The sequence below is a fragment of the Pontixanthobacter luteolus genome (genome assembly GCF_947494915.1).
GTDB lineage: Bacteria > Pseudomonadota > Alphaproteobacteria > Sphingomonadales > Sphingomonadaceae > Pontixanthobacter > Pontixanthobacter luteolus.
The window spans coordinates 653625-668017 of record NZ_CANLWR010000001.1 but is presented as its reverse complement, the minus strand read 5'-3'; the positions used below and the strand labels follow the sequence as shown (position 1 = coordinate 668017).

Annotated in this window: 11 protein-coding genes; 6 read left to right on the top strand and 5 right to left on the bottom strand. The window is 58.2% G+C overall.

What is annotated here, in order from left to right:
* Positions 1–4 precede the first annotated feature (4 nt).
* Positions 5–2755 (bottom strand): EAL domain-containing protein, encoded by a 2751-nt coding sequence (locus PO778_RS03225; RefSeq protein ID WP_160729656.1) that lies wholly within the window; start codon positions 2753–2755, stop codon positions 5–7.
* A 145-nt stretch (positions 2756–2900) separates the two neighbouring features.
* Here PO778_RS03225 and PO778_RS03220 point away from each other — a divergent pair, with 145 nt between their 5' ends.
* From PO778_RS03220 to PO778_RS03210, 3 genes are read left to right on the top strand one after another with little or no spacing between them, the layout of a single operon-like run.
* On the top strand, positions 2901–4595 hold the full coding sequence (locus tag PO778_RS03220; protein ID WP_160729655.1) for a PHA/PHB synthase family protein: 1695 nt from the start codon (positions 2901–2903) through the stop codon (positions 4593–4595).
* Positions 4596–4629: 34 nt separating this feature from the next.
* A complete protein-coding gene (locus tag PO778_RS03215; RefSeq protein ID WP_271438577.1) occupies positions 4630–5490 on the top strand; it encodes an alpha/beta fold hydrolase in 861 nt (286 codons plus the stop codon).
* Between the two features lie 29 nt (positions 5491–5519).
* Entirely contained in the window at positions 5520–6836 is a 1317-nt protein-coding gene (locus PO778_RS03210; protein WP_271438576.1) for an FAD-dependent oxidoreductase, read from the top strand.
* Here PO778_RS03210 and PO778_RS03205 read toward each other — a convergent pair.
* The gene (locus tag PO778_RS03205; protein WP_271438575.1) at positions 6833–7723 is read right to left on the bottom strand and encodes an alpha/beta fold hydrolase; all 891 of its coding nucleotides are present in this window, start codon (positions 7721–7723) and stop codon (positions 6833–6835) included. The two genes, PO778_RS03210 and PO778_RS03205, sit on opposite strands and share 4 nt — an antisense overlap.
* Positions 7724–7790: 67 nt before the next feature.
* On the opposite strand from PO778_RS03205, the gene PO778_RS03200 reads away from it, so the two are divergent.
* From PO778_RS03200 to PO778_RS03190, 3 genes are all read left to right on the top strand, one after another.
* The gene (locus PO778_RS03200) at positions 7791–9545 is read left to right on the top strand and encodes an N-acyl-D-amino-acid deacylase family protein (protein ID WP_271438574.1); all 1755 of its coding nucleotides are present in this window, start codon (positions 7791–7793) and stop codon (positions 9543–9545) included.
* Positions 9542–10366 (top strand): SDR family NAD(P)-dependent oxidoreductase, encoded by an 825-nt coding sequence (locus PO778_RS03195; RefSeq protein ID WP_160729651.1) that lies wholly within the window; start codon positions 9542–9544, stop codon positions 10364–10366. The genes PO778_RS03200 and PO778_RS03195 overlap by 4 nt, the downstream gene beginning before the upstream one ends.
* A gap of 75 nt (positions 10367–10441) precedes the next feature.
* Entirely contained in the window at positions 10442–11452 is a 1011-nt protein-coding gene (locus PO778_RS03190; RefSeq protein ID WP_271438573.1) for a zinc-dependent alcohol dehydrogenase family protein, read from the top strand.
* A 9-nt stretch (positions 11453–11461) separates the two neighbouring features.
* Here PO778_RS03190 and PO778_RS03185 read toward each other — a convergent pair whose 3' ends face one another.
* From PO778_RS03185 to dnaN, 3 genes are all read right to left on the bottom strand, one after another.
* Positions 11462–12544 (bottom strand): DUF2855 family protein, encoded by a 1083-nt coding sequence (locus PO778_RS03185; RefSeq protein WP_271438572.1) that lies wholly within the window; start codon positions 12542–12544, stop codon positions 11462–11464.
* A gap of 67 nt (positions 12545–12611) precedes the next feature.
* The gene (locus PO778_RS03180; RefSeq protein WP_271438571.1) at positions 12612–13253 is read right to left on the bottom strand and encodes a glutathione S-transferase family protein; all 642 of its coding nucleotides are present in this window, start codon (positions 13251–13253) and stop codon (positions 12612–12614) included.
* A gap of 4 nt (positions 13254–13257) precedes the next feature.
* Positions 13258–14385: a DNA polymerase III subunit beta gene (gene dnaN, locus PO778_RS03175; RefSeq protein ID WP_160729647.1), complete on the bottom strand. Its 1128-nt coding sequence runs from the start codon at positions 14383–14385 to the stop codon at positions 13258–13260.
* Between the last annotated feature and the right edge of the window lie 8 nt (positions 14386–14393).

Sequence of the window (14393 nt, the reverse complement as noted above, 5' to 3'; positions counted from 1 at the left end):
CGGATCATGCGGAACGTCTCGCTTCTTCTTCAATCGGTTGTGCTGAACGATGGATTGTCGGCTTCATCGCGCCAAGTTTTTCCATGTCGACCGGCTTGGCGAATTTTACACCCATCCGGTCGTCCTGTCCCCAAATCGATCGTGCGGTCAGGATCACGCTTTCGGAAAAGGCTATGTTGAATTCCGTGCCGGGTGGGACATTCCACAACCCTTCAATCATGGCACCCCCGACCGACATGTTCCGGATAGTGCCGTTGTAATAGTGGCCGCCGCTTTCGAGCATGACTTTGCGCAGCATCGTCTGGCGCGGCGCACGTGAAGATCTTGGTCCGCGCGCAGTCAGGCGGCCACCGGCAAGAACGAACTTGGTCGCTTCGGCGCAGCTCACAGCCTTTGAATAGATGTAGCCCTGAATATGACTGCAACCCAGGGACCGGACGAGATCAAGCTCATCCAGCGTTTCCACTCCTTCTGCGGTCGTATCCATCCCCAGTGACTTGGCGAGGCTCGTTATCGAGGTGATGATCGCACCATTGCGGCTACCAGGCTCGGTCGCGCCCCTGACGAAACTCTGGTCGATCTTGATCTTGTCGAACGGAGCTTTCTTCAAATAGCCAAGCGATGAATAGCCGGTACCGAAATCATCGAGAGCAAGACGTACGCCTACGCGTTTCAGCGCCGTGAACATCGCATCGGTGCCTTCATCGTCGTTCAGGAATACCGTTTCGGTAATCTCCAGTTCGAGGCGGGACGGATCAATCCGTGCGCGCGCAATCGCATTCGTGATGATCGACGGTAATTGCGGGTTCGAGAACTGCAAAGCCGAGACGTTGACCGCGCACCGAATATGTTCGGGCCACCGGGCAAGATCGTCACAAGCCGTCCGAATTGCCCATTCGCCAATTGCAGCGATAAGGCCGGTATCTTCTGCAATCGGGATGAACCGCGCAGGGGACAGCCAGCCCTGCTTCGGGTGGTTCCACCTCAGCAAGGCCTCGAAACCGCTCAGCGTATCATCCCCTGCATTCACAACAGGCTGATAAAACAGCTGGAGATCGCCATTGGCGATGGCGTCACGCAGATCCTGCTCCAGCGCACTGCGTTCCTCTGCTGCAGAATGCAGGTCGTTGGAATAGAAGTGATACCGCCCGCGTCCGCCGTCCTTAGCCGCATACAGGGCAAGGTCGGAATTGCGGATTATCGATTCGCTGGTCAGGCCATCATCAGGCGCGACGGCGATACCGATAGATGCACCGATAACCACGCGCTGGCCCTCGATCGAATAGGGCTGCGAAAGCGAGTGAATAATTTGCTGGGCGAGCTGCGCGAGACGCTCTCTCTCTGTTCGTCCGGCAATGATCACCTTGAATTCATCGCCGCCCAACCTGCCGACGCGGCCATCACTTCCAACCGCCCGTTCCAACCGCTGTGAAACTTGCTTGAGCAGAGCGTCTCCAGCCGGATGACCAAGCGTATCGTTGACGTGCTTGAACCGGTCCAGATCAAGCAGGAAAACACTGCATTCGCGCTGCTGTTCCTGCGGGGCAGAAAGTATCTTTTCCAGCGTCTGCTGCATCTGGAACCGGTTGGCGAGCCCGGTAAGCGAATCGTACTGCGCCAGGCGGGTCACGCTTTCCTCGCTGCGCTTCTTCTCGGTCAGATCGGTACCCGAACCGCGGAAACCTACGAAGTTGTGGAAGCTGTCATAGGCCGGGCGTCCGTTAATGGACCACCAGCGTTCTTCGCCGGGCGTGGCTGCACGCACGCCGAGTTCCTGGAAAGAAGACCGCGCTGAGAGATGGAAGGTCAGGGTCCGTTCGCCATCGCGGTTGTCATCGCCCAGATCGAACAGATCGGCAAACGGCCTGCCGAGTATTCTCGATTCAGGTTTTTGAGTGACCCGTACGACAGACGGCGAAACATAGGTCAACAGACCCCGACGATCAGTCTCCCAGAACCAGCCCTGTCCTGTTTCTTCGTAATCGCGCAGAATATCCTCGGCGCGGTTTTGTTCTCGGGCGCGAACCTGCTGCACAGCCAGCCGCGCCCGGTTCACTTTGATCTGATAATGACCGATCAGCATCGTCGTGAGGGAGGCGAGGATCAGCGCGCCGATAGCATCGGCATTGCCTACGAGCACGGCAATTGTACCCCATGACGTCAGCAGGCAGCTGACTTGCTGTACCGGGCGGTCGGTCAGCAAGCTGAAACACAAAGTGTTCATTGTCAGGATACCGGCCACAATCCATGGCCAACCCAGCCCGGCGTGCTGGTTCCACAGAACGAGCGATGCGGCGAAAAGTCCTATCGGCGCGACGATTGTAGCCCAGGCAAGGGGCTTGTAATAGCTCGGCGTCTCTCGTCCTGCCCGTTCAATCTTGGCCAGCTTTAGCGACAGAACACTGATGCCAACCGCCGGACTGATCGAAACCAGAATTTCGCGCGATGGCAACGACCAAGTGATGCCCATTGCAATAAACAGGCTCAAGCCGAGCGCCAGAGATACAAACCACCAGGGGCCGGGAATTATCGGGGGGTCGAGAGATTCCTGCCGCGGGGGAGATTGTTTGCTCCGCCGCAGGGGATTACGCCGCTCACCATCTGAACGGCGGTCGGCAGTGTGGGCTTGTTTCTGCTCGTTATTCGGCTTTGCGCTGCTGTGGTCCGCATTGGCAGGGCGCACGCGAACGGGTGCGCTTTCACGCACCGTTTGTTCACCATTTTCAGGCCGCTTTTGCGGTTGGAGTACGCCCATGCCTCGGCCATGCCAAATCCGTTTTGAAAAACCGTTAACCAGACGGACGATTTACGAGAGGGGCCAAAGCCGCCATCCGTTCGCTTGCCAAGACAGCGGCTGCCGTGCATGAAATGCAAAACAGAACAGAGTATCAGGAGAGCACATGGCCAACGGCACGAAGCTTGAAGACGAAGCAGCCCAGTCGACAACCGCATTGGGGCCAATGATTGGCCTCGCCAGAGAAGATTTTGTCGGCGCTATCGCATTGTTATTACGGGAAACTGCCTCTGATCCGGTTCGGTCCATGAAGCACGCTCAAGAGATGGGCCAGGACATGATCAAGATCATGACCGGCAAATCCGATCTTGCGCCCGATCCGAAGGACAAACGTTTCCGTGATCCCGCATGGCAATATAATCCGTTCCTGAGGGCCGGCGCGCAGTATTATCTCGCCGTACAGAAAGGCATGAAAAGCTGGCTCGACGATCTCGAACTTGACGATCTTGAGCGGGACCGGGCCAATTTCATTTCCAACATCATTATCGACGGGTTGGCACCGACCAACACCCTGATCGGTAACCCGACCGCGCAAAAACGGCTCGTCGATAGCGGCGGGCTCAGCCTCATCAAGGGCCTGAAGAACGCCTATAACGACATGGTCCATAACAAGGGGATGGTCAGCCAGGTCGACAAGCGTCCGTTCAAGCTGGGCGAAAATGTCGCGATTTCAAAAGGTTCTGTGGTTCTGCGGACAGAGATGATGGAACTTATCCATTACGCTCCGACGACTGACGAAGTTTACGAAATTCCGCAGCTGACGATCCCGCCGCAGATCAACAAGATGTATATCAACGACCTCAGCCCGGAAAAATCCGTGGTCAAATGGCAGGTCGACAACGGCATCCAAACATTCGTGATTTCGTGGCGTAACCCGACCAAGGAACAGGGCCATTGGGATATGGCCGACTATGTCCGTTCCTGCCGCGAAGCGATGGAAGCGGCCGCAGCCATCACAGGGTCAAAGAAAGTTAACGTATCGGCCGGTTGTTCGGGCGGGCAAACCGCTGCGATGGTCGCCAGCAAGATGGCTGCCGACGGGGACGACCTGCTCGGCGCGCTGACCCTGATGGTGTGCGTGCTTCACCCCAAGCAGAACGATATCGAAGCCGGATCGCTGGTCAGCGAAAACGGCATGGCACTGGCTCGCCGCCGTGCAGCGAAGAAGGGCGTGATCAAGGGAGATGATCTGGCGCGCGGATTTGCCTGGCTCAGGCCGAATGACCTGATCTGGAATTACGTGATCAACAACTACCTGCTCGGCGATGACCCGCCCGCATTCGACGTGCTGTTCTGGAATGCCGACGCGACCAACCTTTCCGCGAGCCTGATGGGCGATTTCCTGACGGCATTCGAAACACTGGCCTTCACCCGCAAGGGCGAAGTCGAAATGGTGGATCACAAGGTCGACCTTTCGAAGGTCAAGAGCGACCTGTTCATTCTGGGCGGTGTAACTGACCACATCACCCCGTGGAAGGCGACCTATCGTTCGACCCAATTGTTCGGCTCCAAGGACGTGACCTACGTCCTCAGCCAATCCGGGCACATGCAGGCGATCCTTAACCCTCCCGGCAATCCCAAGGCCAAGTATTTCGTCCAGAAAGGCGGCGGAAAGCTGCCAGCAACTGCGGATGAATGGCTTCAGGGAACAGAGGAAGTTGCGGGTAGTTGGTGGCCATACTGGGCAGAATGGGTAACCAAGCGCTCGGGCAAGAAGAAAGCGGCTCCCAAGAAGCTTGGCAATACCAAGTACAAGCCACTTGATCCTGCACCGGGACTTTACGTTTCCGAAGAGGTCTAAGAATTATCTTTCTGAATTATCAAAGGAATTTTGCTTGAGCGATCCTATGGCCTCGGCCGAAGTGACGATGGAAAGCGTGGGCGGCAGAAAGCTGCGAGTTGCACGCTGGAACCTTGACAAACCAAGCGACCATCCGCCGATCCTGTTTTTCAACGGTATTGGTGCAAACATTGAAGCCGTTGCACCTTTGGCCGAAGCCATGAGCGATCGCGGGTTCATAATGTTCGATATGCCCGGTGTCGGCGGTTCGCCAGATCCGGTCATTCCCTACAACACCATCACGATGGCGTGGACCGCTACCCAGCTTCTTGACCGTTACAATCTCGATGTTGTGGACGTGATGGGCATCAGCTGGGGCGGCGGCATGGCCCAGCACTTCGCGATCCAGCACCCGGGCAGAACCCGCCGTTTGATCCTGGTTGCAACCAGCGCCGGAATGCTGATGGTACCCGGCAATCCCGCTGCATTGACCAAGATGGCGAACCCTCGCCGCTATGTCGACGCAGACTACATGGCGAAACATTTCAAGACGTTATACGGCGGAGCATTGGGCAACGAGCTCGGTGTGGACGAAGGCAAGAACGAGCATATCGACCGCCTGTCACCCCCCAGTCCGCGCGGATATATGTACCAACTTCTCGCCATGATCGGCTGGACCAGCGCGCCCGCCCTGCCCTTCATGCGCAAGGAAACGCTGATCCTGATGGGCGACGATGACCAAATTGTCCCGTTGATCAACGGCAAGTTCCTGAAAAGCCTGATCCCCAACAGCGAACTGGTGGTGATGGCAGGCGGCGGGCATCTGTTCCTGCTCAGCCACAAGGATGAAAGCGTGATTGAAATCAAGAACTTCCTTGATGCACCTCACGGAGATGACCTGTCAGCTGCGGCATGATCAAAGCGCGCCGATAAACGGGAGAAGTTATGCCGCACATCGCGATTATTGGTTCAGGGCCGGCAGGGTATTACACTGCCGAAGCGGCGCAGAAACAATGGGGCGATGATGTCCGCGTCGATGTGTTCGACCAATTGCCGGTCCCGTATGGATTGATCAGGACGGGTGTCGCGCCCGATCACCAGTCGATCAAGGGCGTGTCACGCAGGTACGAGAAAACCGCGTTGACCGAGAATGTTCGGTTCGTCGGCAATGTTACCGTCGGTAAAGACGTTTCAGTGGCCGAGTTACAGCAACTTTATGATGCTGTCGTGCTGGCCACCGGCGCGCCCAATGACAAGATGCTGGGCCTTCCGGGCGAAGACCTCGCCAATGTCTATGGGAGCGCCAGTTTCGTCGGCTGGTATAACGGCCATCCCGAATTCGCCCGGCTCGATCCCGATCTGTCGGGAAAGCACGCGGTGGTCATCGGCATGGGCAACGTCGCGCTCGACGTGGCGCGGATTTTGGCCAAAACCGAAACGGAATTTTCAGGCAGCGACATCGTCGGCCACGCGCTCCAGAAACTGATCAACTCGGGGATTGAAAAGATTACCATCCTTGGCCGGCGCGGGCCGCATCAGATCATGATGACGCCGAAGGAATTGGGCGAGCTTGGAAATCTGGAACGGGCCTCGCCCCGCGTCGACCGTTCAGACTTGCCGGATGAAGCAGAAGATGCCCTGCTGGAGCCTGGCCTGAGGAAATCTGTCACCCAACTACGCAGTTTTGCAGCGATCCCGGAAGACATGCACGCGGAAAAGAAGATCGAGATCGAGTTTGATTTCTTCGCCAGCCCCGTTGCGATGGAAGGTAGCGGCAAGGTCGAGAGCGTTCGGGTGGAGCGAACCGAAGTGAAAGCAGGCCGCGCGGTCAGAACCGGCGAAAGCTATTCGATCCCCGCAGACGTCGTCGTCGCGTGCATCGGATATCGCACCTCGCCTATTACAGGGGTACCCTTCGACGATAGGGCCGGCCGCTTCGCCAATGACGAGGGACGTATTCTGACCGGCCTTTACTGCGTCGGTTGGGCACGGCGCGGGCCATCAGGCACGATCGGAACAAACCGTCCGGACGGGTTCGGCCTGATTGAAAAGATCGCAGAGGATATTGATGCCGGGCTGCTTGGGCCCGCGAAGCGCAAGGGACGCAGCGGGTTCGACGAACTCGTCAAGGAACGCGGCCTTGACGTGGTAACCTTCCAGGACTGGAAGAAGATCGAAGAAGCCGAGGCCGCCGCCGCACGTGAAGGATCACCGCGCGAGAAATTTATCGATATCGAGGCAATGATCAGCGCGGCAAACTAGCTGAGCCAGGCCTTCAATTCAGCGTTCACTTCATCAGGCACGTCTTGCTGGACCCAGTGCGATGCATCGGGGAAACGGCGCACGGTCAGATTAGGCACAAATTCCTCCAACCCGTCGAGACAGTGGATGTCGATGGCGACATCCTGTTCGCCCCACAGGACCAATGTGGGCGTGTTCACTTTGCCATCTCCAATTTCCCGAACATCGGGAAAGCGCAGAAGTGCACGGTAGTAAGCGAGCATTGCACGGATCGCACCCGGCTTATTCGCCGCCGCGCGATAGGGGGCGAGCTCGCGGTCACTGAAACGCGATTTGTTGATGGCCGAGCGCCGAAACGCCTGAACGATCGGCTCTGCCCGATTGCGCGAGAGGAGCCTTTCGGGCAGCCACGGCAGCTGGAAAAAGAAAATGTACCAGCTCTTGCGCAATTGCCGCCATTTACGCAGTTCGCGCTCCGAACATTTGGGATGCGGAACGTTGAGTATAATTAGCCGCTTTAACGGGCGCAGTTTCTTGATGGCGAAATGCCAGGCGACCAGTGCCCCCCAGTCGTGGGCAATCAAGGTGACTTCGCTGGCACCGCTTGCGTCGATCAGCGCGGCGACATCTTCGGCCAGCACATCCAGCCGGTAAGCGCCGACATCTTCAGGCCTGGTAGTTGCGCCATACCCGCGCATATTGGGTGCCCACACCCGGTAACCCAATTCCGCCAACCCTGGAATCTGGTGACGCCAGCTGTAATGCAGCTCCGGAAAACCATGCAGGCACAGCGCCAGCCGATCCCCGTTTCCCGCCTCAGCGACTTCGAACCTTAGGCCGTTCGCATCGACCCACTGCATCGTGATTCCGCTATCGGGCGCGGGTTGCCAGCTGAATTCCTGATCCATCTGTCCCGTATAGCGGGCCGCGATCTGATATGCTAAAACAGTTGCAAATAAAAATGGGAGAGAGACCATGGCATCATTCGATCTGATCATCCGGGGCGGCACAATCGTCGATGGAACCGGCGCAGAACGCTTTATTGGCGATATCGCCGTCAAGGATGGGCTAGTCGCTCAAATTGGCGATATTCGCGGTGACGCGGCCGAAGAGATTGATGCTGCCGGAATGATCGTGACCCCCGGATTTGTCGACATCCACACACATTACGACGGCCAGGCCACTTGGGATCAGGAAATGGCCCCGTCGAGCTGGCACGGCGTCACAACCGTGGTGATGGGCAATTGCGGCGTGGGATTCGCCCCGGCCAAACCTGACCGGCACGAATGGCTGATCAGCCTGATGGAAGGGGTTGAGGATATTCCCGGAACCGCGCTGGCCGAAGGGATGACCTGGGACTGGGAAACCTTCCCCGAATATCTCGACGCGCTGGAAAAAATGCCCCGCGCTGTCGATGTCGGCACCCATGTGCCGCACGGCGCTGTTCGCGCCTACGTATTGGAAGACCGCGAACAGCCCGGCGCAGTACCAACCGATGAAGACATCAAGCGTATGTCGGAAATCGTGCAAGAGGGCGTTGAGGCAGGCGCTCTGGGATTTTCGACCAGCCGTACGGTTCTGCACAAATCGATCGATGGTGAACTGGTACCTGGCACGACAGCCACGGCAGAGGAACTCGTCGAAATCGGACGCGCGATGGGCCGCGCCGGGCACGGTGTGTTCGAAATGGCCAGCGACCTCCAGCGCGATTGGAATGAATTCGGCTGGATGGGCGAACTCAGCCGCGAAACCGGTCTGCCGGTGACTTTCGCCGCGCTGGAATCGATCGCGAAGGAAATGCCGCTCAAGGAACAGATCGCGGCGATGCGAGCGGAAAACGATAATGGTGCAAACATCGTGGCCCAGATCGCCTTGCGGGGAAACGGCATCATCATGGCATGGCAGGGCACCGTAAATCCGTTCGTCTACCGGCCAAGCTGGCAACAGATAGCCGACCTTCCCTGGGAACAGCAGAAAGCGAAGCTGCTCGACCCTGAATTCAAGCGGCAATTGCTTTCGGAGGCGAACGATTACTCGGAAGCTCCCAAGGATATCCTCGGCGTGCTGATGGTCATCACCCAAGGTTGGGCCTTGCAGTACGAAATGGATCCTGATTTCGATTACGAACCGGATGAAACAGCCAGCGTTAACGCACGCGCGAATGCAAAGGGCGTAGACCCGCAGGAATATGCGTACGACATGCTTTGCGCCGATGACGGCAGGGGTTTTATATACCTGCCTATCCTGAATTATGCCGACGGCAATCTCGACTTCCTGCATCCATTGCAGCACGCCGACGACACGGTAAATTCGCTGTCCGATGGCGGCGCGCATTGCGGGACGATTTGCGACGCCGCCAGCCCGACCTTCATGCTGGAACACTGGGTCCGTGATCGCAAGCGCGGCGACCGCATCAGCCTGGAAAATGCAATCAAGCGGCAATGCTGGGATACGGCGCGCCTTTATGGCCTTGAAGATCGCGGTATCCTTGCCCCTGGTTATCTGGCCGATATCAACATCATCGATTTCGACAGGATCAAGCTGGGCAAGCCGTGGCTCGCATTCGATCTGCCAGCAGGCGGGAAGCGCCTGCTGCAGAAAGCTGACGGCTATGTCGCCACGATCAAGAACGGCACCGTCACTTTCAAGGATGGCAAGTGGACCGGCGAAACACCGGGCGGCCTGATCCGGGGGCCGCAGCGGGCAGAATTGGCGGAAGCCGCCGAATGACTGCCTATTCGCCTTCCAAAGGCGACTGGGCTGTCATAACCGGTGCCGGGCGCGGAATTGGCCGGTTCCTTGCCCAGCATTTCGCGGCCAAGGGCATGCGGATCTGCGCCATCGACATCGATGCTTTCGAAGCCGAGCAGACTGCACGGCTCTGCGGTGATGGTAGCCGCGGAAGGGGCTGCGATGTGTCCGACCGCGATGAAACATTCGCGGTCGCTGAAAAGCTGATTGCCCAGGGCGTGGAGCCTTCACTTCTCTGGATAAATGCAGGTGTTGGCACCGCCGATACGGTCAGCAAGGCCAAGCCGGAAACGATCGATTGGCTGATGGGCGTCAACGTTTACGGACCGATCAATACCGCTCAGGCATGGCTGCCCGTGCTGCGCGCAAAAACCGGCGCGAAGCATGTCGGAGTGACCGCCAGTTCGGCATCGGTAACGCCGGTCAGCGGGCCTTACACGCTATATTCAACGACCAAGCAGATGACGGCATCAATCGGGGAGGCGCTTGGCGCTGAACTGGCCGAGGACGGCATCGGTGTAACGATTTTGTGCCCGGGTATGCTCAACACGCAAATCTGGAACGCCGCACAGGCACGTCCGGATCGATACGGTGGTGCCCGTAGCGCGCCGGAAGCGGCGGGCGATCTCTGGCGTGCCCAGCCCGGCCCCGAGGTGCTCGCGCAAGGAATCGATACCGTGCTGGGCCGAGGTGGCGGCTGGTGCATCATCCCTACCGAAAAGGACACCGAGAGCAGGATGGAAGCCCGACACCGTGCGCAGCATCACGGCTACTTCCACTACGCAATCGCTGACGATTAAGCCGTCTGACGACTTGATCACGCAAACAATACGCCCATCCCGACACCCACTGGTTTGAGAAGGAAAAGACCGACGATGAAAGCCATTCGCACAGGTTCCGCGCCCTCTACGCTCGATACACTCACGCTCGTGGAGATGGACGATCCGGGTGCCCCCGGCCCCGGCGAAATTCGCGTAGCGCTCAAGGCATCATCGCTGAATTATCACGACTATGCTGTGGTCAAGGGGATGATCCCCACCGCTGAAGGGCGGATACCGATGTCTGACGGAGCCGGGATCGTCGAAGCTGTCGGAGACGGTGTGAACGAATACAAGGTCGGCGATCTGGTTGTTTCAACCTTCTTCCCGGACTGGCTCGATGGCACCCCGCCGCAAAGCGCCTTCACCCGGGTGCCGGGTGATGGGATCGACGGCTACGCACGCGAAGTGGTTGTCGCGCCGACGACTTGGTTCACCCGCGCGCCCAAGGGATACGATGCCGCGCAGGCAGCAACGCTGACCTGCGCCGGATTGACCGCATGGCGCGCGCTGTTCGTTGATTATGCATTGAAGCCCGGCGACACGGTTTTGGTTCAGGGCACCGGCGGTGTGTCAATCTTCGCGCTGCAACTGGCCAAGGCGGCGGGCGCGAATGTGATCGCCACAAGTTCGTCGAACGAGAAACTGGAACGGGTCAAGGCGCTGGGGGCAGACCAGGTCATCAATTACAGGGAAACCGAAGCCTGGGGACCGAAAGCGATGGAATTGACCGGCGGACGCGGGGTAGATTGCGTGGTCGAAGTGGGCGGATCGGGCACTCTGGACCAGTCAATGCTGGCGACCCGCATCGGCGGTCATGTGGCACTGATCGGGGTTCTATCCGGCTTTGCCGGTCCGGTGCAGACCGCCCTGCTGTTCTCAAAAAACCTGAAAGTTCAGGGCCTGACCGTCGGTAGCCGCAAGCACCAGATCGACATGATTGCTGCTATCGAAGCCAACGGGATCGCTCCGGTAATTTCAGATCACTTCGCAATGGCCGACCTGACCGATGCCTTCCGCCATCAAGGAAGCGGCAAGCATTTCGGCAAGATCGTGGTCGACATCTAGAACGTTCAATCAGGGGTGGATCACGATCCCTTTGGCGGGGTCGACCGATCCGCCCAGCATCGTGACGAACGCTTCGCGCGCTGCATCGATGCCCTCGCGCACGTCCATCTCGATCGCGGTACCGACATCGCTCAGGAATTGCTGCCAGCTTTTGGCGATTTCCTTGCCGAAGCCTTCCGGGCCCAGTTCCTTGACCGCCGCAACGGCGTGATCCGGGGCGAAAAACAGGATCGGTTCGGGTCCGGCGAGTTTCCCCGATCCGTCCATGGTGCCGCCGCGAGCCTCGATATGGGTGGCACCGACGAGGCAGGAATATTTCAGGTTTTCGCCCAGATGATTGTGCAATTGTGCCAGCAATTCGCCATTGCCGGCAAAATCAACCGATACCGACGGAACCTGCGCGATCTTGTCCAGATTGTCGTAGGCGATCACTTCATCGTACAATCCGGATTGCTCGACGAAGCCGACATTGCCCTTCGATGTCAGTCCGATCCGGCGAATTTTCGGCGACCTGTTCTTGGCAACGCTTGCCAGCCCCATCGCGGTTTTCGATGATGCGCTGGTCAGGATAACGGCCTCTGCACCATGCCAGTTTTCGCGCCGCATGAAGCTTTCGATCAGGAAGCCGGTTTTAAACAACGGGCCGAAGATCATACGCTCATTCTCTTTCGCGGGATCATGCTCGGGGTCTGCATCCAGGCGGCTATACTGATTGTAGATCGGGCTCATCGGCTGCCGATGCGCCGCCATGTCCATGAAACCGTGCTTGCTCACCTTGCCCGGCATAACGGTCAGGTGTGTTCCCATCGGCAGGTAACCGTACACCCGTTCCCCCACCTTGAAATCCGGATGGGCAGAATCCTCGACCACCGCATGCCCCCACATCGGAACGATGCCGAATTCGCCCTCGGCAGGGAAGAAATTCCAGTAGCCGAACCGGTCACCCGCAACGGCATAGGTCACATTGTTTGCAGTCACTGCAAAGCTCTGAACCTTCAGGCGAACGGCACCGTCCGGCAAATCCATCTTGGGCAGTTCAACCGTCTTTGCTTCGGTCAGCTTCTCGCGGTTAACATGGACGGAATGCTTCATACGGTCTCTCCTAGGAATTTTCAGAGAGCGTAGCGTTTAGAAACCCGTCATGCGAGGGCCAATCTGCCTAACTTGCAGTAGAACCGCTTTCCATCGGCCACGCGGTGGCGGCCATCGATGCGCGCGTGTGGCACTCTTCCATCCATTGCGGCAAACGTTCCATCTGTGCGATCCCGGCCGCACCGTGGGGTGTCAGCTGCACACCGCGCAGCACCGTGTAGAGGAAAATGTCCGCCATCGAGAAACCGCAACTGGTCCACGCACCATCGCGTTGCAATTCAACATCCAGAAATGACAAGGTTTTCGCGATGCCAGGCAAACTATCCGAAATCCGCTTGGTATCGAGCGGTTCGCCGGCATATCTGTGCATGATGTATGGCATCACCAGCCCGTGTTCGAACAGCGGGAAGAGGTAGGAATTGGCAATACCGATCCACCGCTCGCTCACCGACCGCATCAGCGGATCGGAGGGCTGCAAAGCGCCATCATTATGCGCGCTATCGATATAGTTCACTACCGAAGCCGTCTCGTACATCTTGTGCCCGTCCAGATGGACCACGGGCACCTTGCCGAAAGGATGGCGGTTGTCAGGCGAATTGGCAGGTGTCGGCACAACGTCGTGCCGCAGGCCTGCCTCTTCGCAGACGATCTGGATGATCCTGACGTAAGTCGAAACGACCGGTCCGAATATCTGGACCGGCTTTGTCAACGGCTTACACCCGCATCGGCATCAGGACATAAAGTGCCGGGCTCTTGTCATCCTTGCGGATCAGGGTCGGCGCGCCCGCATCGGCCAGGTGCAGTTCAACCTGATCGCTGTCGATCTGGCTGAGAATGTCCTTCAGGTAATTGGCATTGAAGCCAATCTCGAACCCATCCGAACCGTATTCCGCAGCGACTTCTTCTGTCGCAGTCCCGTTATCCGGGCTCGTGACAGAGAGGATGACCTTGTCATTTTCGAGGGCCATCTTGACCGCGCGAGTTTTCTCGGTCGCGATGGTCGCAACCCGGTCGACACCTGAATAAAAGGCACGCGGATCGATTTTCAGCAGCTTGTCGTTACCCGTGGGAATGACACGGCTGTAATCGGGGAAAGTCCCGTCGATCAGCTTGGAGGTGAGAACAACGCCGCCCTCGCCGCCCAGCGTGAAACGAATCTTGCTGGCCGAAAGGTCGATTTGCACGTTCCCGTCCAGCGCTTCTTCCAGCAGCTTGCGCAGCTCAGCCACCGCCTTACGCGGGACGATCACGTCAGGCATGCCTTCGGCGCCCTCTGGCTGGTCGATGGTGAACCGCGCGAGGCGGTGACCGTCGGTTGCGGCAGCTTTCAGAACAGGTTTGTCATCATCCGCCACGTGCAGGAAAATGCCGTTCAGATAATAACGGGTTTCTTCTGTCGAGATCGCAAAACGCGTGCGGTCGATCAGTTCCGCCAGCGTCTTCGCCGGAAGCTCGAAACTGGTCGGCAGATCGCCTTCAACGATTGTCGGGAAATCATCACGCGGCAGGGTCGGGAGCGAGAAGCGGCTGCGCCCCGCCTTGATCGCCATGCGGTTTTCAGCCGTTTCCAGACCGACCTGGCTGCCTTCCGGCAGCTTGCGGGCGATATCGAACAGCAGGTGAGCAGATACCGTGATCGCGCCAGCGCTTTCGACAGAGGCAGCGCTCATGTTCTCGATCACTTGCAGGTCGAGGTCGGTCGCCATCACTTTGACCGATCCGGCTTCATCAGCCTCGATCAGCACATTCGACAGGATCGGAATGGTGTTGCGGCGTTCGACCACCGACTGAACGTGGGACAAACAGCGCAGCAGCGTAGCGCGTTCGATTGTGGCCTTCATCGCGTCTC

Coding starts and splice junctions, on each gene's coding strand:
- PO778_RS03185 (WP_271438572.1), bottom strand. CDS start 12,544: ATGAAGCATTCCGTCCATGTTAACCGCGAGAAGCTGACCGAAGCAAAG.
- dnaN (WP_160729647.1), bottom strand. CDS start 14,385: ATGAAGGCCACAATCGAACGCGCTACGCTGCTGCGCTGTTTGTCCCAC.
- PO778_RS03210 (WP_271438576.1), top strand. CDS start 5,520: ATGCCGCACATCGCGATTATTGGTTCAGGGCCGGCAGGGTATTACACT.
- PO778_RS03195 (WP_160729651.1), top strand. CDS start 9,542: ATGACTGCCTATTCGCCTTCCAAAGGCGACTGGGCTGTCATAACCGGT.
- PO778_RS03200 (WP_271438574.1), top strand. CDS start 7,791: ATGGCATCATTCGATCTGATCATCCGGGGCGGCACAATCGTCGATGGA.
- PO778_RS03190 (WP_271438573.1), top strand. CDS start 10,442: ATGAAAGCCATTCGCACAGGTTCCGCGCCCTCTACGCTCGATACACTC.
- PO778_RS03220 (WP_160729655.1), top strand. CDS start 2,901: ATGGCCAACGGCACGAAGCTTGAAGACGAAGCAGCCCAGTCGACAACC.
- PO778_RS03225 (WP_160729656.1), bottom strand. CDS start 2,755: ATGGGCGTACTCCAACCGCAAAAGCGGCCTGAAAATGGTGAACAAACG.
- PO778_RS03205 (WP_271438575.1), bottom strand. CDS start 7,723: ATGGATCAGGAATTCAGCTGGCAACCCGCGCCCGATAGCGGAATCACG.